The sequence below is a fragment of the Sphingobacterium sp. BN32 genome, assembly GCF_030503615.1.
Taxonomy (GTDB): domain Bacteria; phylum Bacteroidota; class Bacteroidia; order Sphingobacteriales; family Sphingobacteriaceae; genus Sphingobacterium.
The window spans coordinates 440655-463207 of the sequence record NZ_CP129963.1 but is presented as its reverse complement, the minus strand read 5'-3'; the positions used below and the strand labels follow the sequence as shown (position 1 = coordinate 463207).

At 40.7% G+C, this 22553-nt stretch carries 15 protein-coding genes; 3 read left to right on the top strand and 12 right to left on the bottom strand.

Translation table 11 applies throughout. The annotated features are described in order from the left end of the window. Genes QYC40_RS01985 through QYC40_RS01950 form a run of 8 tightly spaced genes read right to left on the bottom strand, consistent with a single transcriptional unit; the run spans position 1 to position 11547 of the window. Positions 1–1872, bottom strand: a complete 1872-nt coding sequence (locus QYC40_RS01985) for a cbb3-type cytochrome c oxidase subunit I (RefSeq protein WP_301992107.1) — start codon at positions 1870–1872, stop codon at positions 1–3. Between the two features lie 27 nt (positions 1873–1899). Next, entirely contained in the window at positions 1900–3243 is a 1344-nt protein-coding gene (locus QYC40_RS01980) for a cytochrome c oxidase subunit II (protein ID WP_301992105.1), read from the bottom strand. 43 nt (positions 3244–3286) lie between these two features. After that, complete coding sequence (locus tag QYC40_RS01975) at positions 3287–4522, bottom strand: quinol:cytochrome C oxidoreductase (RefSeq protein ID WP_149527194.1); 1236 nt, start codon at positions 4520–4522, stop codon at positions 3287–3289. 18 nt (positions 4523–4540) lie between these two features. Continuing rightward, positions 4541–5191 carry a cytochrome c gene (locus QYC40_RS01970; RefSeq protein WP_301992103.1) on the bottom strand — a complete coding sequence of 217 codons (651 nt, stop codon included), beginning with the start codon at positions 5189–5191 and terminating at the stop codon, positions 4541–4543. Then, complete coding sequence (locus QYC40_RS01965; RefSeq protein WP_149527196.1) at positions 5163–5699, bottom strand: DUF3341 domain-containing protein; 537 nt, start codon at positions 5697–5699, stop codon at positions 5163–5165. Before QYC40_RS01965 ends, QYC40_RS01970 begins: the two co-directional genes overlap by 29 nt. A 5-nt stretch (positions 5700–5704) precedes the next feature. Continuing rightward, the gene (gene nrfD / locus QYC40_RS01960) at positions 5705–7186 is read right to left on the bottom strand and encodes an NrfD/PsrC family molybdoenzyme membrane anchor subunit (protein WP_149527197.1); all 1482 of its coding nucleotides are present in this window, start codon (positions 7184–7186) and stop codon (positions 5705–5707) included. A gap of 27 nt (positions 7187–7213) precedes the next feature. Next, positions 7214–10225, bottom strand: a complete 3012-nt coding sequence (locus QYC40_RS01955) for a TAT-variant-translocated molybdopterin oxidoreductase (protein ID WP_301992100.1) — start codon at positions 10223–10225, stop codon at positions 7214–7216. Between the two features lie 41 nt (positions 10226–10266). Beyond that, entirely contained in the window at positions 10267–11547 is a 1281-nt protein-coding gene (locus tag QYC40_RS01950) for a cytochrome c3 family protein (RefSeq protein ID WP_301992099.1), read from the bottom strand. Between the two features lie 322 nt (positions 11548–11869). Here QYC40_RS01950 and QYC40_RS01945 point away from each other — a divergent pair, with 322 nt between their 5' ends. Further along, complete coding sequence (locus QYC40_RS01945; protein WP_301992098.1) at positions 11870–12253, top strand: methionine-R-sulfoxide reductase; 384 nt, start codon at positions 11870–11872, stop codon at positions 12251–12253. On the opposite strand, the gene QYC40_RS01940 is transcribed toward QYC40_RS01945, so the two are convergent. Next, on the bottom strand, positions 12213–13247 hold the full coding sequence (locus QYC40_RS01940; RefSeq protein ID WP_301992097.1) for a LacI family DNA-binding transcriptional regulator: 1035 nt from the start codon (positions 13245–13247) through the stop codon (positions 12213–12215). The genes QYC40_RS01945 and QYC40_RS01940 overlap by 41 nt on opposite strands. A gap of 159 nt (positions 13248–13406) precedes the next feature. Between QYC40_RS01940 and QYC40_RS01935 the strand changes: the two genes are divergently transcribed. Together QYC40_RS01935 and QYC40_RS01930 are read left to right on the top strand one after the other, a co-directional pair. Continuing rightward, positions 13407–15668: a GH92 family glycosyl hydrolase gene (locus tag QYC40_RS01935; protein WP_301992096.1), complete on the top strand. Its 2262-nt coding sequence runs from the start codon at positions 13407–13409 to the stop codon at positions 15666–15668. A 74-nt stretch (positions 15669–15742) separates the two neighbouring features. Further along, positions 15743–16066 (top strand): DUF493 domain-containing protein, encoded by a 324-nt coding sequence (locus QYC40_RS01930; RefSeq protein WP_301992095.1) that lies wholly within the window; start codon positions 15743–15745, stop codon positions 16064–16066. A 263-nt stretch (positions 16067–16329) separates the two neighbouring features. Here the strand turns inward: QYC40_RS01930 and pnp are convergent, their stop codons facing one another. The 3 genes from pnp to QYC40_RS01915 form a co-directional block, all read right to left on the bottom strand. Next, on the bottom strand, positions 16330–18522 hold the full coding sequence (gene pnp / locus QYC40_RS01925) for a polyribonucleotide nucleotidyltransferase (RefSeq protein WP_301992094.1): 2193 nt from the start codon (positions 18520–18522) through the stop codon (positions 16330–16332). A 151-nt stretch (positions 18523–18673) separates the two neighbouring features. Further along, positions 18674–20470, bottom strand: a complete 1797-nt coding sequence (locus QYC40_RS01920) for an alpha-L-fucosidase (protein ID WP_301992093.1) — start codon at positions 20468–20470, stop codon at positions 18674–18676. Between the two features lie 153 nt (positions 20471–20623). Then, positions 20624–22537, bottom strand: a complete 1914-nt coding sequence (locus QYC40_RS01915; protein WP_301992092.1) for a SusD/RagB family nutrient-binding outer membrane lipoprotein — start codon at positions 22535–22537, stop codon at positions 20624–20626. Positions 22538–22553: the final 16 nt, after the last annotated feature.

The following is a 22553-nucleotide window of genomic DNA, read 5'->3' as shown; positions in this document are numbered from 1 at the left end:
CTACCCTTCTGTTTCTCTGTTATGCTCTTTGTCATAAGCACGCTGAGCAGCAATTCCTTCTTCATTACCTTCCCAATCGTGGATCAAGTTAGAACTCATCGTTTGAGAATGTGGAACGTTCTGAGGAATAAAGTCAGCGTCATGACCTGGCTTACTGTAGTCATACGGCCAACGGTATACTGTAGGGATTTCTCCTGGCCAGTTTCCGTGGATATGTTCTACAGGTGTCGTCCATTCTAATGTGTTTGCATTCCAAGGGTTCTGAGGAGCACGTTTTCCACACCAGATTGATGAGAAGAAGTTCCACAAGAAAGCGATCTGACCGACAGCCGAAACAATCGCAGCCCAAGTAACCAAAATATTAACTGATACCCATTTCTCCATGAAAGGGAACTCAGTGAAAGCGTAGTAACGACGAGGAACACCGTCGATACCCATAAAGTGCATCGGGAAGAATACTAAGTAAGCACCAATGAATGTTAACCAGAAGTGGAAATAACCCAAACGCTCGTCCATCATACGACCGAACATTTTTGGATACCAATGGTAAACACCACACAACATACCGAAGATCGATGCAGAACCCATTACCAAGTGGAAGTGAGCAACAACGAAGTAAGTGTCGTGTAAGTTGATGTCTAAGGCAGCATTACCTAAGTATAAACCTGTTAAACCACCAGATACGAAGAATGATACCATACCGATAGCAAACATCATCGCTGGAGTAAAACGGATATTACCACGCCATAGCGTAGCGATATAGTTAAATGCTTTTACCGCCGAAGGAACCGCAATAATCAACGTCGTGATCATGAATACCCCTCCTAAGAAAGGACTCATACCCGTAACGAACATGTGGTGACCCCATACGATAAATGACAATACAGTAATACCTACTAAAGAGTAAACCATCGCGTGGTAACCGAAGATAGGTTTACGTGAGTTTGTAGAAATTACTTCTGATGTTAAACCTAATGCAGGCATAACAACGATATATACTTCTGGGTGACCTAAGAACCAGAATAAGTGTTGGAATAAGATTGGAGAACCACCTTCGTTAGGAAGAATGTTACCACCAACTACTAAGTCTGATAAATAGAATGAAGTACCAACCGAACGGTCAAAGAATAATAATACTACTGCAGATACTAATACTGGGAATGATAATAAACCTACGATTGCAGTTAAGAAGAACGCCCAAATCGTTAAAGGCATTTTCCATAATTCCATTCCTTTTGTACGCATGTTTAATACCGTACTGATGTAGTTTACACCACCTAATACCTGAGATGCAATGAATAAGGTCATACTGATTAACCATAAGGTCATACCCAATCCAGAACCAGGGATCGCTGTAGGAACAGCAGATAGTGGCGGATAAATTGTCCATCCTGCAGATGCTGGACCACTTTCAACGAAGAAAGAAGCTACCATGATCACACAGGCAACAAAGAAGAACCAATAAGAAAGCATGTTCATTAATGGCGATGCCATATCACGTGCCCCTAATTGGTAAGGGATTAATAAGTTACTGAATGTACCCGACAAACCTGCCGTTAATACGAAGAATACCATCATCGTACCGTGGATAGTAACCAAGGAAAGGAAGAAGTCGGGTCTAATACGACCACCTTCAGCCCATTTGCCTAAGAAAACCTCCAAGATAGGGAATTCAGCGTCTGGCCATGCAAGTTGAATACGGAATAAGATCGACAAAAGCATGGCAAATACTGCCATCACAATACCTGTGATCAAAAATTGCTTTGCAATCATCTTGTGATCCTGACTGAAGACATACTTCGTCAAGAACGTCTCATGATGGTGATCATGACCGTGATGAGCTGCGTCGTGCGATATAACTGTAGTTGACATATTCTAATATAAATTCTCTCTGTTCTATTAATTTAATGAAGCTGCAATACGGCTCTCCTTAATTGTATTGTCTTCTTTTTGTGCGAATTCTTTTTGAAGATCTTCTGTAAAGAACTTAGCTTGTTTGCTTAACCATTCTTTATATTCTGCTTCAGAAACCACGATAACCTTTTTCTTCATGTTATAATGGCTACTTCCACAGATCTTAGCACACAACATATAATAGTCGTAAGCTGGATCATTCTGACGATCACGCATCTCTTCTGTAGTTACCGTTGGAGTAAATTGGAAGTAATTCGTCATACCTGGAACCGCATTAATTTGTACACGGAAATCAGGAATATAGAAAGAGTGAATGATATCTTTTGACAAGATGTGGAAACGAACAGGCTTATTTACCGGAATTACGATTTCATCACCTTTAACATCATCCCAAGAACTTTTATCATTGAAATCAATACCATAAGAGTTCGTTGGAGTCGTCAATTTATAATTACGTTTACCAATTACACCGTCATTACCTGGATAACGAACTGTCCATTGGAATTGCTCTCCTAAAACCTCAACTTGTAAAGCTGATTTCTTAAGATCCTCAGGAATATTCGTAATTGATCTCCAAGTGAAGAAACCGAATAATACTAAGATGGTTAAAACAACAGCAGGAACAATTGTCCATAATCTTTCGATAGCATCATTGTGCGGATAGTAATACGCCGTACGTTTCGCACGCATCCTATAGATTAAGCTGAATGTCAATAATAAGATGTGAACTAACACTAAAACGATCGTAATAATAACTGTCGTAATAATGAACATTCTATCAATATCCTTACCGTGTTCCGTTACTGCCTCTCTCCATGCCCAGCTTCCCCATACTGCATATGAGTAATAGGTAAATGCTAAAAAGGCGATCAGGAAAACAAACAGTAAAACCGCTTGTAAAGTATTGTTTGCTAATGGATTGTATTTACCATTAACCTTCTTTGTCAATGAATAAATGGAAAGTACTTTAAAAACTACCCCTACAACCGCACAGGCAATTAATAAAATGAAAACATAATACAACAAGTTTTTGTAAACCTGTGGATCAATTTTCTTTTCTTCTTGTGGAGCTGCTGCCGCAGAGCTAGACGATGAAGAACTAGATGCTGCTGCTACAGTCGTTGAATCAGTCGCCGCCGGAGCTGCCGCCGAATCTACAACTGCAGTTGCCGCAGAGTCTGCCGGAGCAGCTACAGCTGCTTGCTCAGTTTGTGTAGCAACGGTAGCCGTGTCCTGAATGGAAGCAAATAGAGGCGTAGCCAACATCAAGTTGATCGCTAATAAACCTCCAATTAAGGACTTGAATCTGTTATTTAATGTAAACTTCATTTTTTTATAAGACGTTTGAACGTTATCCCAACTTTATCTTTTATTAAATCTGATGATGTAAACTTTCATCAAGAAGCGGATGATGCTTCGGAGCTAATGCATGCTTACTCAATTTAGACATCACTAAGAAAGTAAACAATCCAACAAATCCAATAGCAGTACCAATCTCTACAAAACCAAATCCTCTGTGTGATTCAACTGTACCAGGCATAATCATAATGTAGTAATCTAACCAGTGACCACATAACAACATGATCGCTACGAACAACATCACATTACCTTTACGCTTAGCATCTCTATCCACCAATAATAATAATGGCGCCACAAAGTTAATAATAATGCTCAACCAAAACCAAGGTTTGTACTCAGGTTCCCAACGTTTATAGAAATAAACTGTCTCTTCAGGAATATTCGAATACCAAATCAACATGAACTGAGCAAACCAAACGTAACACCAAAAGATAGAGAAACCGAACATTAACTTACCTAAATCGTGTAAGTGATTTTCATTAACCCATGCCATGTAACCTGCCTTCTTAACCAAAACAAGGATGATAACGATAGCAGCGATTCCACTTACCCACATTGCTGCGAAATTATACCAACCGAACATGGTCGAGAACCAGTGAGCCTCTAAAGACATGATCGTGTCAAAAGACCAAATTGGTGTAGTGAAACCGAAAATTACTAAGAAGATAGCCGATAACTTAAATCCTTTTTTGTAAGAATTTAACCCACCTTGTAAATCTTCGTTGTATGAAAGTTTAGCTAAGATGAAGGCGAAAATACTGTAGCTTCCCATGAAGATGATCTGACGGATCAAAAATCCAGGAACATTCAAGAAAGCTGCTTTACCGGCAACTAACTTATCATAGTTAGGGCTGCTAGGATCTGTTAATCCATCTGCATGCCAGTGATGATAAAGGTTATGTGTAGTTAGTCCCAAAGCTACAATCACTAATAATAGGATTGAAGCGATAGGTAAAATACTAGCCATTGCCTGAGGGATACGAATTAATCCAGCAGACCAGCCTGATTGAGTTACTAATTGCAATGCAACGAAGAATGCTCCGGCTGCACATACACACGTAAAATAATAGCCCATCAATAATAAATTGGCATATGTACGCTCAACCATGATGTGGTCACTGGAAAGTAAGCCAAGTGCAATTGCGGCAATTCCTACAACGATCGCAACCAAGCTCAACACCTTAGCGATGCCGGCGAATTGAAATTGCTCGCTGAAATTATAATCGTGATGATGATTGTGAGTTCCCATTTATAATATCGATGTTAATTATTTTTTTTGTAATTCATGAACGTACATAACCACTTTCCAACGCTCTTCTGGTGTCAATTGTGAAGCATGTGCTCCCATTGAGTTATAACCATAAGTAATGGTGTGGTAAATCTTACCGTCCGTTAATTCTGACATTTTGCCACCTCTTGAAGATGGAACTCCAGCAGACTGATGGTATGATGGCGGCGGAGGGAAATTCTCTAACGCTCTAGTACCTCTAGAATCAGTAACTGATCTATCTTTAGTAATAGGGCCATCTCCTGCTCCATCCTTACCATGACAAACAGCACAGTAAGTTAAAAACAAGGTCTCCCCTTCAGCTAAATGCGCTTGAGTAACTAACAAAGGGTTTTTAACCTCTGCTCCAGCTAACTCATACCCTTCAACTGTATTCGGATAATCAAAACGCTCGAAACCTATTGGCGTAGTACTCGCCGGAGGTAATTGCGCTGTCTGCTTATTTTTAAAATTATCATTTGGCTGATCCGGATTGAATGCAATTGGATCATACATATTTCTCGAGAATTCTAAGCCTGTACTGCGTGTCGTACCATCTCCGCAGGCAGAAACTACTGCAGCTAAAGCAGCAGCAACACATACAGTTCCAAGAAAATTCTTCTTATTCATAGCTAACATATTTTCTTTCATTGTATTTAACTTCTACTGCTCCTGCTTCTTTCAATAGACTATCGATCAACGCATGATCAGTATTTTCACGAGCATCAACTGCAATAATAAATCTGTCATCCGTTGCACGAAGATCCATCACACGTGGAGCACGTCCTGGGAATAAGTGATTGCGATAGAAGAATGTAGCAACCATTCCTAGCGCACAGATTAAGATTGTAACCTCAAATGTAACCGGAACAAAGTTTGGCAATGGCAATGATGGTTTACCACCAATGTTCATCGGCCAGTCGTAAGCCATTGTGTAAAACAATAAACTGAAACCTAAAATTGTACCTGTTGCACCGAATAAAAATGCAGCAATCGGTAAACGTGATGGTTTTACGCCTAATTTAGCTTCAATACCGTGAATCGGCATTGGTGTAAAACAATCATAAATGCTAATGTTATTTGCTTGCAACTTGTCAATCCCGTGCATCATTTCATCAGGATCCGCAAAACTACCTAGTATATATTTTGTATTGCTCATTGCTACTATTTTTTACGTAATTCTTTAATATCCTCTTCTGTAACTGTATCGTATTTCTCCAAAGAGTTTCTGAAGAACTCAACTTGATCCTCAGGGAATGCACCTTCTTGAACAAGTTTAGTTTTCTGTTGTAAACTCGCGCTCTTCAACAACAACTTAACCTCTGCGATAGCAATACCTGGTAAGAAACGAAGGAACAACAAGAATAAAGTGAAGAATAAACCAATTGATCCTACGAAAATACCCACATCAACCCAAGTTGGGTAGAACATTGCCCATGATGATGGAAGGTAGTCACGGTGTAAGGAAGTAACGATAATTACGAAACGCTCAAACCACATACCGATGTTTACCACAATAGATAATACCCAAGAGATTGGAATACTTGTTCTGATTTTCTTGAACCAGAATAATTGTGGTGAAATCACGTTACAAGTCATCATCGCCCAGTAAGCCCAAGCATAAGGACCAGCAACACGGTTTGCGAATGCATACATTTCATATTCAGAACCTGAGTACCATGCAATAAATAACTCTGTTAAGTATGCAATACCTACGATAGATCCTGTTGTCATGATGATTTTATTCATCGCTTCAATGTGGAACATCGTGATGTAGTCCTCAAAGTTCATTACCTTACGAAGGATTAACAATAAAGTTTGTACCATCGCGAAACCTGAGAAAATCGCTCCAGCAACGAAGTATGGAGGGAAGATCGTGGTGTGCCATCCTGGAATTACCGAAGTTGCAAAGTCCATGGATACGATGGTGTGTACTGAAAGTACAAGAGGTGTAGAGATACCAGCTAAGATCAATGAAACGATCTCAAAACGCTGCCATGTCTTTACTGAACCATTCCATCCAAAAGAAAGGATTGAATAAATTCTACGTTTTAAACCAGAAGCACGGTCACGAACTGACGCGATATCCGGTAATAAACCACAGTACCAGAACACTAAGGAAACTGTGAAGTATGTAGAGATCGCAAATGCGTCCCATACCAATGGTGAGTTAAAGTTTACCCATAAAGATCCGAATTGGTTTGGCAATGGGAAAATCCAGTATGCTAACCAAGGGCGTCCCATGTGAGCAACAACGTAAGTTGCGGCACAGATCACGGCAAAGATTGTCATCGCCTCTGCCGAGCGGTTAATGGAGTTACGCCAGTTTTGACGGAAAAGTAATAGTACTGCGGAAATCAGGGTTCCGGCGTGACCAATACCCACCCACCATACGAAGTCGGTGATATCCCAAGCCCAACCTACGGTTTTGTTCAAACCCCAGGCGCCGATACCTGTCCAGAAAGTGTATCCAACACTTACTACCCATAACATTGCTCCAAGGACAGCTACTGTAAAGCCAATCCACCAAGCTTTGTTCGGTTTATTTTCAACCGGTAGCAAGATATCATCTGTAACTTTTGCATACGTGATATTCTTGCCGGTTACTAATGGTTCTCTTAATATTGATTCGTTATGCGATGACATAGTTATTTTATTTCAGTATTGAATAAATTACGCTTCAAATGTGTTTCTTACCTTAGTCATGTAACCAATATTTGGTTGCACGTTGATTTCTTCTAGTACGTAATAAACACGCTCGTTACGTAGTGCTTTTGAAACTTCTGATTCTGGATCGTTAGCATCTCCAAAGATAATCGCATTTGCCGAACATGCTGCTTGACAAGCCATTTGAATATCTCCGTCCTTAACTTTACGATTTTCGATCTTAGCTTTCAATTTACCAGCTTGAATACGTTGGATACACATTGAACATTTCTCCATAACCCCACGAGAACGTGTCGTTACATCTGGATTCAATACTAATTGTGTAAATTCATTATTCAAGTAGTTGTCAAAGCGTGAATCATTCCAGTAGTTAAACCAGTTAAAACGACGTACTTTATATGGACAGTTGTTTGCACAGTAACGAGTACCGAAACAACGGTTGTAAGCCATATGGTTAAGACCTTCTGAAGAGTGAACAGTCGCTAGTACCGGACATACAGTCTCACATGGAGCATGCTCACAGTGTTGACACAACATCGGTTGATGAACAACAGTTACATCTTCGTAATCCAAACCGTCTGCTTTCGCAATTTCTTTCTCTTTTGTAAGCTTCGCTTCACCACTGTTGATCGTGTAGTAACGGTCAATACGCAACCAGTGCATCTCACGACGACGGCGAACCTCGTCACGACCAACAACTGGAATGTTGTTTTCAACGTTACATGCTACGATACATGACCCACAACCTGTACAAGCGTTCAAGTCGATTGCCATCACCCAACGGTGACCTGGTTGCTCAAACTTGTTCCATAAGTCATAAGTTTGGTGCGTATCGGCAAAACGGCCTGATTCTGAGTTTGGATCTTTTAAGTATTTAGCGAATGAAGTTTCGCGAATGATATTACGACCTTCGATCGTGTGGTGAGTTTGCGTTTGTGCTAATTCGTAGATTCCTGATGCTTTAGAAACAGTAGCTTTAGCTGTAAATTGAACTGTACCATTCACTAAACTTGCGAAAGGATAAGCATTCACACCTACGTTATTACCCGCTTTACCAACTTTCGTACGACCATAACCTACAGCAATAGAAACTGTGCCTTTAGCTTGACCAGGTTGCAATACAACAGGTAAATCTACTTTGTAACCATTAGCTTCAACAGTCACTTTTCCTGTTTCTTTAACACCTAGTTCTTCAGCATCCTGAGGGTTGATAGCTGCATAGTTATCCCAAGTTACTTTCGAAACTGGATCTGGCAACTCTTGTAAGTATGCGTTATTTGCATAACGTCCGTCTCTTAATGTAGTAGACTCATATAATTTCAATTCTACTCCACCAGCGATGCGTTTGCTATCGTTCGCAATTGCCGCAGCTACAGCATTTGCATCTACAGCAGCGCTGTATGATGATCCTGTCGTAGTTCCTTTAAATACGAAACCTTGTTGTAAAACGTCTTTCCATGTTTTTCCTGTACCTGCTAAGATATTAGCTTCCCAGTACTCTTTCACGAAATCGTGGATTGGCTTATTAACACCAGCCCAAACTAACAATGACTGTTCTGCTTGACGTGTGTTAAATACAGGATTGATGGTAGGTTGAACGATCGTAAATAAACCTTCTTTCGCAGATGAGTCACCCCATGCTTCTAAGAAAGTACAGTTAGGAGCAATTGCCTTCAGCTCCGATGCTGTCTCGTCTGCTCTATCCGCGAAAGATACCGAATAATCGATTTTCGCGATCGCAGCCTTTACATCATCAACTTTGAAATAATCATAAACTGGGTTGCTATTTAAGAAGAAAGCAACACCAACTTGACCCGCTTTAGCAGCAGTTAAGAACTGTTGGAAAGCAGCATCCGAACCTTGATATTGTTTTGAGTAATTATCTAAATCGATAATCGCTCCGTATGCGCCTAATGCCGAGTTGATCGCATTTACTAACAATTGAACGTTAGTATCATTTGATCCCGCAACAACTAAAGCAGCACCTCTAGCAGCAACTAATTCTTTCGCAGCTAAAGTAATTACTTTTTTTGCTTTCGCATTATTTGTACCACCAGAGACAGACTGTCCTGTAATCTCGTTGTACAACGAAATTAAAACAGCGCCTTCTTCCGATGGCTTAATCGCAACACGCGCATCAGCATTCGAACCTGTCATCGATAGACCTGATTCGAATTGAATATGACGTGACATTTTTCCGCCTTTCAACGATTTATGGTCACGGTTTTTAATATAATCTTGTGTGTGCTCTTCTCCTGCTACCCACGATCCTAAAAAGTCAGCTGCTACCGAAACAACAACCTGTGCTTTATCAAAGTGGTATGAAGGAATAACTGCTTTACCAAATGCTGTTCTATTTGCTTCGATAATACCGCTGTAAGAAACAGCATCAACCTGAACTAAGTTAGTTGAAGGGTATTTCGCAGCTAAAGCAGCGATAGCAGCTAATGTCGAAGGACTATTTACTGTGTTAGCAACAATGGTAATTTGCTTACCAGCACCTTGCGCTTTGTTCAAAGCATCAACAACAGCTTTATCCAACTGAGACCATTCTACATCCTTACCGCCAATTTGCGGATTTTGTAGTTTGGACATATCATATAATTCAAGTACAGAAGCTGCAGTTTGCGCGTCAGTACCTTGATTTAAGCCAACTGAATTTTTATTAGCCTCTAAAGAGATTGGACGTCCCTCGCGAGTTCTAACGATTACACTCTGACCATTGAAGGATGATGCGTAAAAGTTAGGGATACCTGGAGTAACCTCCTCCGGCTTGATTACATAAGGTACAGCCTTATGAATCGGCGTACGGTTACATGCCGCTAAAGTTACAGCACCTAACCCAAAGCCCAATGCCTTCAAAAAGTCACGACGTGGAGTTTTTGTACTTAAACCTGCTTCATTTAACACATCTTCTACGGGAATAGGCTCAGCAAACTCCCCTTTGCTTCCTTCTACAAAAGCTGGAGTCTGATTTAACTCTTCTAAACCTTTCCAATATTTTTTATTGCTTTCCATTTAAGCTATATATAAGATTCCGTATTTCTAATTAAACTCTATTAATAGTGACACTTACCACACTCTAATCCACCGATCATTGCAGCAGTCATCTTCTCTCCTTTTTTCAATTTCTCATGTGCTTTGATCAATTGATCGTAATATGCGTTATCCGCATTTACCTCTGTCGTTTTGTGACAGTCAACACACCATTTCATTGTTAAAGGAGAATATTGATAAACTTCTTCCATATCTTGGATCGGACCGTGACATGTTTGACACTCAACACCTGCAACAACTACGTGTTGTGAGTGGTTGAAATATGCAAAGTCAGGTAAGTTATGAATTCTAACCCATTCGATAGGACGAGGATTATTTCCGTAAGTCTTAGTCTCTGGATCAAAATCAACCGCACGATAGATCTTCAAAATCTCTGGTGAAATCTCGCCATCGTAGTGATCAGATGCAGTTACTGTGTTGTGACAGTTCATACAAACGTTTGCTGATGGAATCGAAGCATTCTTAGATTTGAACGCACCACCGTGACAATATTGACACTCAATTTGGTTAACACCCGCGTGAATTTGGTGAGAGAACTTAATAGGTTGTACTGGCTTATAACCTTCATGTACACCCACGTTCCACATCGCTTTCCAACCCGCAACGCCTAACAAACCGACAACCATCAACACCACAAAGAACACTAGCTTTTTGTTCTTCAAGAATGCTTTCGCAAACTTAGCAGAACCGCTTTCGCCAGCCTCTTCATGTTGAGCTTGTGCAGCAGCAATTGTCGCTTGGTTAGCAGCAATTACCTTCTCTAAAGTTTTTGTAACACGGTTTAAAGCAAAGATTACCGCAACAGCAACAACGAACAATGCAACTAAGCCAATGATCATCATTCCACTGGCATCACTGCTAGCAGCAGCACCACCAGCTGGAGCTTTCGCAGCCTTCTCAGCTAACTTAACTTCCTCTGCTTTCAAAAAGGCGATGATATCCTTAATATCAGTCTCCGACAAATGAGCGTAAGGAGCCATCATTGTCGGGTACTCAGCCTTCAATGCAACAGCTTGCTCATCTCCTGAATCAACCATTCCTTGTGGATTATGAATCCACTTAACAATCCAAGCCTCTTCACGACGCTCAGATAAACCCTTTAAATCTGGACCTGTAATTTTCTTACCAACAGCGTGACAAGAGTTACAAGCGTTCGATTTGAAGAGAGCAGCACCATTCGCGGCATCCTGTGCTTGCGAGGTTGTTGTAACGGCAAATAACAATACCAAACTGATCGATATTGACTTCGCAAGTCTTCCCAAAACGGATGAGATATTTCTCATATTTAGCACTTTATACTATTTTATGTGTAATAATTAATTGTTGACACTTAGAGTATGTACACAGAAGCGTACAAAACAATGCACAAAAGTATAACTTATTAAGCAATCCCTGACAATCTGATGACGTAATTTATCAATTTATAATCATTCTAAATAGATATCATAGAATCGTCATAAAGTGCCCTAAATATAACAATAATGTGATTTTATACCAGCTTTTTATTGTTAACTTAGTATGACTATGAAATGGATAAATTTCTTCTTTCTCTTTTTTTTATTTACAAGTTGTGCCCAATCACAATCGAAGTATACACATACGACTATGAATGACGAAACGAAATACAACAAATTAACGCCTGAAGAAGAATATGTCATTCTTCATAAAGGAACAGAGCGACCATTTACCGGCGAACTTCTGGATAACAAAGCAAAAGGAACGTATATCTGCCGACGCTGCGACGCCCCTTTATACACGTCTGAAGATAAATTTGAGTCACATTGTGGCTGGCCGAGTTTTGACGATGAAATACCAGGCGCTGTAAAAAGAGAGGTCGATGCCGACGGACGTAGAACAGAAATTCTATGCGCCAAGTGTGGAGCACACCTCGGTCATGTTTTTGAGGGCGAAGGTTTCACCGCCAAAAACACGAGGCATTGTGTAAACTCTATTTCAATGAAGTTTGTTCCTGCGGCTCCTCAACAATAGCCGATGAACCTCTGACAAGAAGCTCACAAGGGATTACAATTTTTTGTAATTCCTTATTTTTTCCTTTGATTTCATTCAACAAAGTGTGTATGAGCTCGTTCGCTATCGCTACGGTGTCCTGAGTCACCACAGAAATATCGGGATCATGCAATTTGAACAATGTATGGTCATCAAAAGCAACCATATTAGGCAGCTTAATGCCATTCTCTTTAACAGCTTTCAAACCATCAATTGCCAAATAATTGGTCGCAAACAAAACAGCATCTAGGTTATTATCATGAATAAATTCATACAGTTGCTCAACTGCGGTTTCTTCATCCTCATCTAAACGAACTTTCTTGATGTACGCCTGCTGCTGATAATCATCAATTGCCTTCATATACCCCTCTAAACGATCGCGCATCTGCGTTTGATTAGAGTAGAGCGAAACAAAACCCACCTTTTTATTCTTGGGATTATCCAGCAAATGTTTGGTGGCTTCAAAAGCTCCATTGAAGTTATCCAGTACCACATAATGAGTTTCCAACTGCGCCACATAGCGGTCAAACAACACCAAAGGCACATTATTCTTGTTCAAATTGCTCAAAGTATCCTCCAAACCTTCAGGGGGCGTAATGATATAGCCATCGACCTGTCGGTCATAAAATAATTGAATCAGTTCTTTAGCTTTCGTTGGATCATTATCCATACTACAGTAGATAATGTGATAGCCATTTTCATAGGCTATACGCTCTATGTACTTTGCGATATTCGAAAAAAATGGGTTTGAGATATCTTCGACAATCAAGCCTAATATTTTGGACTGCCCGGTTCTTAAACTTTGGGCTAATTGATTTGGTTTATACCCTACCTTCTTGACGTACTCTAAGACGCGTTTGGTTAAACTTTCACTAATTCGTTTCTCTTTCGCTTTTCCATTCAAAATAAAAGATACGGTCGTAACGGAAACTCCAAGAGTTTTTGCAATATCACTAATTAAAATACGCTTTCTCATGCTAGGTCAACAGTGGATTATAGGAAATTTTACCAAATATATAATTTCAGCTAAAGTTTAGCAAACAATTGCTAAACTATTTGCTAAAAAATAGGCTAAAAGGATTTATTAAAGAAATAAAACTACTTTTGTATAGAGTACACATTTATAACGAAGATTATGACCTTTCATTATACTAAGGCACTAAAATCCATTTTCCTAAGCACGGTAATCCTGATATCAGCTAGCCATGCTGAAGCACAAAAATTGACACAGTATGTCGACCCATTTATCGGAACCGGAGGGCATGGGCATACCTTTCCTGGTGCTACAGTCCCGTTCTCTTTAGTTCAATTATCTCCGGACAACGGTAAAAATGGTTGGGATTGGGTCAGCGGATACCATATCTCCGCAGATTCTATCGCCGGATTCAGCCATATGCATCTAAGCGGAACTGGAATAGGCGACTGGTTGGATATCGCCATCATGCCTATGCTGAAACCAATAAAAAACTATAAAGTCGATACCCGTGTTGCATTTTCGCACGATAAGGAAAAAGCAAGCCCTGGATATTACGCCGTACAATTAAACAATCAGATACAAGCAAGGCTTACAGCAACCGAACGCGTTGGTTATCACCAATATCAATTTCCAGCTTCATCAGAACCCACAATACGCTTAGATTTAAATCATGCCTTCAATTGGGATAAACCAACCGATACGGAGATTCAAATTTTAAATGACAGCACGGTCATCGGTAAGCGATACTCCTATGGATGGGCGAATCAGCAACATATCTACTTTGCCGTTCGCTTTTCTTCACCATTCAAGCAATACCTACTCAATGGGATAGAAAGCAATGCAAAAAAATTACGCATAGAAAATCAAGGAAAACTTGCAGAACCCGCTGTCAACGCGCAGTTCGTATTCCCGAGCGGCAAACAGATCGAACTGAAGGTAGCACTATCCACAAGCAATGAACAGAAAGCACTATTAGCACTAAACGAGATTCCGAATTGGTCATTTGAGCAGGTGAAAACCCAAGCCGAACAGAAATGGGAGAAAGAATTAGGAAAGATTGAAGTGGAAAGCAAGGACGATCGCTTGAAAAGGATTTTCTACACTGCGTTATATCATACAGCGATTTCCCCAACACTGTACTCAGACCAGGACGGCGCTTACAAGAACTATAAAGGAGAACAACACAAGATGCCAAATAACGGCCAGCGTTATACCTTATTCTCACTATGGGATACGTTCAGAGCGTTAAAACCGCTATTTACCATCACGCAACCCGAACGATATACCGACATTATTAACAGCATGCTTGCGTTTTACGATGAAAACGGTTTGCTTCCTGTTTGGGATCTGAGCACTTTCGAAACCAATACAATGACTGGCTATCATGCGATTCCCGTGATTGCTGATGCGATCCTGAAAGATTGGCCAGGGATTGATCAAGAACGCGCATATCAAGCGATGTTAGCAAGTGCCCATCAGTCTATCCGAGAGGTTCCTGCTTATATCGAGTATGGCTATGTTCCTCAAGATGTCAATGGTGGCTCGGTAACTAAGACACTGGAATACGCATTTGACGATTATTGCATTTCCTTAGTTGCTAAAAAATTAGGTAAACAAGAGGATTATAAAAAATTCACGAAGCGCGCGAAAAGTTATGTTAATCATTTCGACCCACAATCTGGATTTATGCGCGCTAAAAAGAAAGATGGAAAATTCATAGAACCATTCGACCCTTTCTACTCAGAACATGATTTCGATAAAAGTCAGTATATAGAAGGAAATGCTTGGCAACATTCCTTTTTTGTTCCGCACGATGTGCGAGGCCTAGCAAATCTATTCCCCAAAAAGGACGGCTTGGATAAGATGTTGGATAAGCTATTTGCGGCGCCATCACATATGACCGGAGAAAACCAGTCGCCCGATGCTTCCGGATTTATAGGACAATATGCCCATGGCAATGAACCAAGCCACCATATTGCTTATATGTATAGTTATATCGGCAAACCTTGGAAGACCCAAGAAAAAGTAAGAGCTATTATAGATTCTATGTACCATGATCGACCAGACGGCTATGCTGGAAATGAAGATGCCGGACAGATGAGTGCGTGGGCAGTATGGTCCATGATGGGATTATACCCTGCAAGCCCTGTCAATGGCGAATACATCTTTGGGAGCCCTGTTTTAGATGCAGCAACAATCCAGATGCCTAGTGGAAAACTATTTCGCATAAGCGCTAAAAACAACAGCAAAAAGAATATCTACATTAGGTCTATCCGATTAGATGGGAAGAAATACACAAAATCCTATATTACGCATTCCGAAATGATGAAAGGTGGCGACCTGGTATTCGAAATGTCGCCCACGCCAAATAAAAAGTTCGGCAACAAGCGTAGAGATCAAGCAACATCGATGGAAAATTAGAACATATCACAAATTGTCATGTTTTAACCTTAGGTACACATTTTGATAACAATAAGGGAAAGGAGAAAAACATAATGAGTGATTTCAACAACATTAACATAAAAGATATTCAGGACGGAAATAACGGTCAAGATTTCTACAAAAACTTTAGGGAAAAATTAATAGAGGTTGAACAATTTCCTTCAATCTATACCTTTAAGTTTATCGTTAAAACGGACTCGGATCAGGGCGAACAGGTTAAAGCATTATTTACCCATTCATCAGCGAAGTTTTCCGAAAAAAGTTCTTCAGGTGGAAAATACACATCAATCAGCATAGAAAATTTTGTAAACTCTGCTGATGAGGTGATAGAATATTACAAAAAGGTAGCAGAGATACCCGGTGTAATGATGTTATAAAAATAAGCATAAAGCAAGGGTGTCAAATTGGCACCCTTTCTTTATGCTTATTTTTCCGATTATATTTCTTTAATGGTCTATTCTACTAATTCCGCATTGTTTATATCAATATTCCTCCGCTTCAAACTCACGTAAATGTTCCTGAATGAGCGAGGGATGTACTCCAGCGAGTGGAGAAGCAAATATAATGAATTAAAAACCTGATCATTTTTATAAATAAAAAAGCCATCCGTTTGGATGGCTTTTTTATCTTATCAAGTCAATTAAGCTTGAGGAGCATCTGTTGCCGACGCATCAGTCGCTGGCTTTTGCTCTTGCTTTGGCTTATCTTCTCTTGGAGGGCGAGGTAATAAGGCTTTACGAGAAAGCTTCATCTTACCCTGTTTATCAATATCTAATAACTTAACGGTTACCATATCCCCTTCTTTAAATACGCCGTCCATGGTTTCTAGACGCTTCCAGTCAATCTCAGAGATGTGCAATAAACCATCTTTACCTGGTAAAATTTCAACGAAAGCACCGAATGCCATGATAGACTTCACTTTACCTTCATATACTTCACCAATCTCAGGTTTCGTAACGATCGCTTTCACACGCGCCATTGCTGCATCGATCGAATCTTTATTTTCTGCGAAGAACTGAACAATACCTTTGTTATCAACCTCTTCGATTGAAATCGTAGCACCTGTTTCACGTTGCATTTCTTGAATCACTTTACCACCAGGGCCAATCACAGCACCGATAAATTCCTTATCGATCGTAATTTGAACAATGCGTGGAGCGTGAGGTTTGTAATCTTCACGAGGCGTTTGGATAGTCTTAGCCATCTCGCCTAAGATGTGTAAGCGAGCCTCTTTAGCTTGATCTAAGGCTTGAGTCAACACTTCCCATTTCAAACCGTTGATCTTCAAGTCCATTTGACATCCAACGATACCTTTTTGCGTACCTGTAACTTTAAAGTCCATATCACCTAAGTGGTCTTCATCACCCAAGATATCTGATAAAATTGCGTATTTACCAGTCTTCTCATCCGTGATCAATCCCATGGCAATACCAGAAACTGGAGCTGCAATTTTAACACCTGCATCCATCAATGCTAAAGTACCAGCACAAACAGTAGCCATAGACGAAGAACCATTAGATTCTAAAATATCTGAAACTACACGGATTGTGTAAGGATTATCTTCACCTGTTGGCAATACTTGTTTCAATGAACGCATCGCTAAGTTACCATGTCCAACTTCACGACGACCTGGACCTCTGTTCGGTCTTACTTCACCTGTAGAGAATCCTGGGAAATTATAGTGCAAAATGAACTTGTTATAACCATGGAAAAATGCTCCATCAATCATTTGCTCATCATCTTTAGCTCCTAAAGTTACGGAAGTTAATGATTGCGTTTCACCACGTGTAAACACAGCAGAACCGTGTGCAGCCGGCAAATAATCAACCTCAGACCAAATCGGACGTACGGTACGAACATCACGGCCATCTAAACGAATTCCTTCGTCCAATACTAAATTACGTACAGCATCGTATTGAACGTCGTGGTAGTATTTCTTTAACAAGAAAGCAGTATCGTCGTCGATTTCCTCACCTTGAGTGGCAAAAAACTCTTCACCAATTTCGGCAAATCGCTCTGTACGTTCGTGCTTCGTCGATCCTGATTTCGCTACCTCATAAACTTTATCATAAGTCGCTGCATAAACAGCTTCTCTTAACTCAGGGTTCGAAGGCTCATGAACAAACTCGCGTTTGGTTTCCGAACCTACTAATCTGCTTAATTCTACTTGTCCTGCAACTTGCTTTTTAATTGCTTCGTGCGCAAAAGCAATCGCTTCAACCATCTCTGCTTCAGAAATCTCTTTCGCTTCGCCTTCCACCATCACGATATCTTGTGCAGATCCCGCAACGATAAACTCTAAGCTCGCATTCTCCAAAACGGAAACCGTTGGATTGATCACTAATTGACCATCTACCTTCGCCACGCGAACTTCTGAAATAGGACCATTGAATGGAATATCAGATACTGCGATCGCTGCAGAAGCAGCCAATCCTGCTAATGCATCTGGCATGATCTCCTTATCCGCAGAAATCAAACTCACCATAACCTGTGTATCTGCATGGTAAGTATCTGGGAATAATGGACGTAACGCTCTATCTATTAATCTTGAAATTAAAACTTCATAATCTGAAAGTCTAGCTTCACGGCGTAAGAAACCGCCTGGGATACGGCCGGTAGCCGCATATTTTTCTTGGTAATCTACAGATAAAGGAAGGAAATCAACCCCCGCCTTAGCTTCTTTGGATGAAACAACCGTTGCCAATAACATCGTGTTTCCTTGCTTTAATACCACCGATCCGTCAGCTTGCTTCGCTAACTTTCCGGTAGACAATTCGATAGGAGCAAGTCCGCCGCCCATCTCAATTGTTACTTTGTGTTCGTTATAACTCATTGTGTTTTCGTTGTGATGCAGTTGCCTCAAATAGAATGCATCAATTTAATTTTGACCTTTTTAATCGCACAAAGGTAATTAAAATTTCCTCCCTAAACCTAGTAGTGGCTTATTTTTTACAGCTGCAAAGGAGAAGTTTCCTAATCGGATATTATTTTATCGATTCAATCCATATCTTGTTAAACCAAATAGGGGAACTCGCAGAGAAGTGCACTTCATAATATCCAGCACGATCCGCGTTGAAAGTCCCAACCTCTTGATCCAAAAACTCTTCAACATACCAATTCTCATTCGGCTCAACTGTTACTTTTCCATTGGGTTTGGCCGAAACAGAAAAGTCTTGACGATATCGCTTAGCGGCAGCACTCGCTTCTAAAGTCAAGCGTTGTACAGCGATTTTTAACGTGCTTTCCTTCCCATGTCCATTATGGATGTTCGAAGTCAATTTATATCTCCCGGCTTTTGGTAGATAAACTTTCCATGCAATGTCCTGATGCTCCTTTAACATTAAATAATCCGGTCGGGTACCATCAAATGCTTTCATTTCAACTCCCGGAGTTACAAGATTTCTTGCATTCAATGCAAAGCCGCCAAAAGTAGATTCGCCCACAACTTGCTCATCTAAATGGATTTCATCGAAACTCATTTTTACTACCGAAACGTATGGATCTGCTTGTGTTTCGGGAAGCTGAATATGCATCAAAGGCCCGAACTGCTCAACCTTTAAATCAAGCGGCTCGGCGGAGCTCAAAAGCGTTGCCCGCACCGGTTTTCCTAACAATCCGGAAACGCGAAGTTTTTTGTCTAACGGCCAGTTATAAACATGAAGATATAAGTTCGTCCCACTTTGATCTTGCGTAATTCGCCCCCAATCATGTTGCGAACTTCTTAGCTTCAATCCTTTGTTAGCATATAAAGCTTCGCCGTATTGCGCTAACCACTTACCAATCGTTTCCAAACGTTCTACACCTTCAAAAGGCACAGAACCATCTGCTCGAGGCCCGATGTTTAAGGTATATGATCCATTCAAGCTTACGTTGTTAATCAAAGATTGGAATAGTTGGTTGGTGGATTTCCATTCGTTCTCTAGAGCATTAAAACCCCAGGAATGCGCAATAGTACCCGGCGTTTCCCAAATATGATCCGTATAAGCTTCCCCAAATACATTATCTCCAAGCGTCTCAAAATCCACGTTTTCATCGCTGATTGGAAGCCCTAAGCGCGAATTGATTAAGCACTTTGGCTGCAGTTGATGTATCATGCTCGCCAATTGATCCAACTGTTCCTTCTTGATGATACTCTGCTGATAGGGAATCCACATATCAAACCACATCAGCGCAATATCACCGTAATTTGTCAAAAGCTCACGTACTTGGGGAATCACTTTCTCCTGCCAGTACTGATTATACTGTGCGTCAGTCACGCGCCCAGTTACTTCTTGATTATGGTTCCAAGCATACGGATGTTGCCAATCGATCCAGTGGGAATAATAAAATCCCAATTTCATATCGTGTTTTCGACAGGCATCTGCTATTTCCTTAATCACATCTCGCCCGCTTCCACTCAATTTCGGTAAAGAATAAGAACCTACCTTTGTATCCCATAGCGCAACACCATCGTGATGTTTCGACGTGATGATAATATATTTCATGCCGGCCTTCTTCGCCAGCAAAACCCACTCTTCCGGATTGATTTTTTCCCAATCAAATCGCTTTGCTAAAGCTCCATATTCAGCCTCCCCAATCCGATTTCTATAACGGATCCACTCCGCATAGTTATTCGGGTGGCGCAAGCGCTCGCCCTTCCAAATCCCCTCGGTAGCACTATAAAGCCCCCAGTGAATAAACATACCATAACGGGCATCCGCTAACCATTGAGCCTTATCCGTCTGTGCATGGGTAAATAACGTGTAAATGATAAATAAAAAAAATAGGCTTAATTTTCTCATGAATTATAGTGTAAAATATCGGATTTTATGAGCTGTTCAAATATAATAATTCGCATAGTCTATCGCTAGAATTTCAGTCATGCGAACTGTTAAAAACGATAAATTCCTATAGGGCGATGCCCTATAGGAATTCAATATGGTATAAAACTGAGATTAGTTTTTCTTAGCCCACCAAAGTGGTGTTAATGCTTTGTCTTCAGCACCAAGCGCTGTTACTGCTTGCGCATAACCTTCGGGCGACGATTCTCTAAATACCGAAGGGAAAGGAATACGTTGCGGGAAGAATCTAACACGGTTTGTCATGAAGTTTCCACTATTTAAATCCGGAAGATTTGTTAATGGATTTTCAACAGCTGGATTTTCGAAGAACGGCAATCCCAATCTTCGGTGATCGCTCCATGCCTCTAATGGCAACCATGGCATATTAGCAATATATTTTTGCGTAATAATCTTCGTTAAAGCATCGTTACGTACAGTACCATTTTTATAGATCGTATTGGCCGGATAAGCAATGCTCGCTGTTCCTGTAGCATTCGTATAGCCATCAACATAAGTCATGTTATGCGAATTCCCAGGCTCTGCAGTATGTGTAAATTTAGCGGACGTACCAACGCGGTTATAATCCTCAGATGCTAAGTAAGCAGCAGCATGTTGGGAAACACCCCAATACTCAAAGCTTGATTTTACTCCATTCTCATATGCAGCTTGCGCTGTTGTACCTACAGACCAGCCTTTCAATGCCGCTTCTGCTAATAAGAAATAGGATTCCCATGCTGCAAAGAATACACGTTTTGAACCACTTGCTCTAAATGCCTGAGATAAGCCAGGAATTTTGCCAATCTGCACTGAACGAATACCGTTTGCTGTACCCAAAGCGCCAAAATCACCGATTGCAGTTGTGCTCCACGTATTTTTTGTGTTTAACTTAATATCGCCAGACGCGCGTTTCATGGTCACCTCAGTCTCCTTAGCATCGTTGGTCCAAGATGGATAGTTTGACCAAGTACTACTAGAAACATCTCCAGGAATGTAGAATGTTTTGTAAGCACGTGGATCGATCGTATGAGGAAGTCCATCGAAAAAGTATCCTGCAGAAGGGTCGTTCGTCTTTACCGAATAATGCTCTAACATACGCTTTCCTACATAGTCTGCAGGCTTAATCGCAGTGTGGAAGCTTGCTGCTAGTTGATCTTGCGACTTGATACCGCCTAAACCTAAATATAGATTATTTAAGGTTGCTGAAAGCACTTGTCCGTTCCATTCGCGGCTCATGACACCAGAAAGTGGATCCCATCCTGGTTTCTCTTGAATAGCGAACATCTCGCCTGCATTTTTAATGTAGTTGCCACCGGCTGCTGCACTTTCAAATTCTGCCTTTGCTTTTTCAGGAGCGACCTCAGCGATACGCATCGCAAAACGCATACGCAAAGAGTTTCCATATTTCGTCCAGTTATCAACCTTAAAGCCATAAGCGTTATCAAACTTGGTCTTGGTATTAGGAACCGGATTATTCGCATCTAATTTTGACACCGCATCTTTCAAGTCATTCAAGATAAAAGTATAAACTTCTTCAACGGTATTATATTTCGGGTTGGTACCTTCAAAACCTTCTAAGGGAACCGGACCGAAGTTGTCAGACAATTCACTGAGTAGATAAGCTCTCCAAATTCTAGAAATCTGAACCATATTGTTTAAATATGGCTCGGCCGTATTTGCAGCAATGCGCTCCTCTCCGACTTTGATAGCTTTGTTGATACTGGTTAACCATTTCGCACCATATCCTCTGCCCCAATATTCATTGGACCAACCGTCATTATGCGTACAGACAGCAATACCGTTTGACAAGTGTTGTCTTGCCGCAGTTTTCCAATACAGCACAAAAATTCGCTCGGCAATATTGGGATCTTGTTGTGCACCAATTAATGCATCGTTAAACAAATATTCTACTTGTACCTGATCCTCATTTACTTTCAGAGGGGGAGTGTTCATCTCCTCAAAATCCGAACACGACGTTACGCTTGCCGCAAGTGCAAAAAACAATCCCGCTTTTGATATAATATTTTTCATGTGTCTTTGCTCTTAA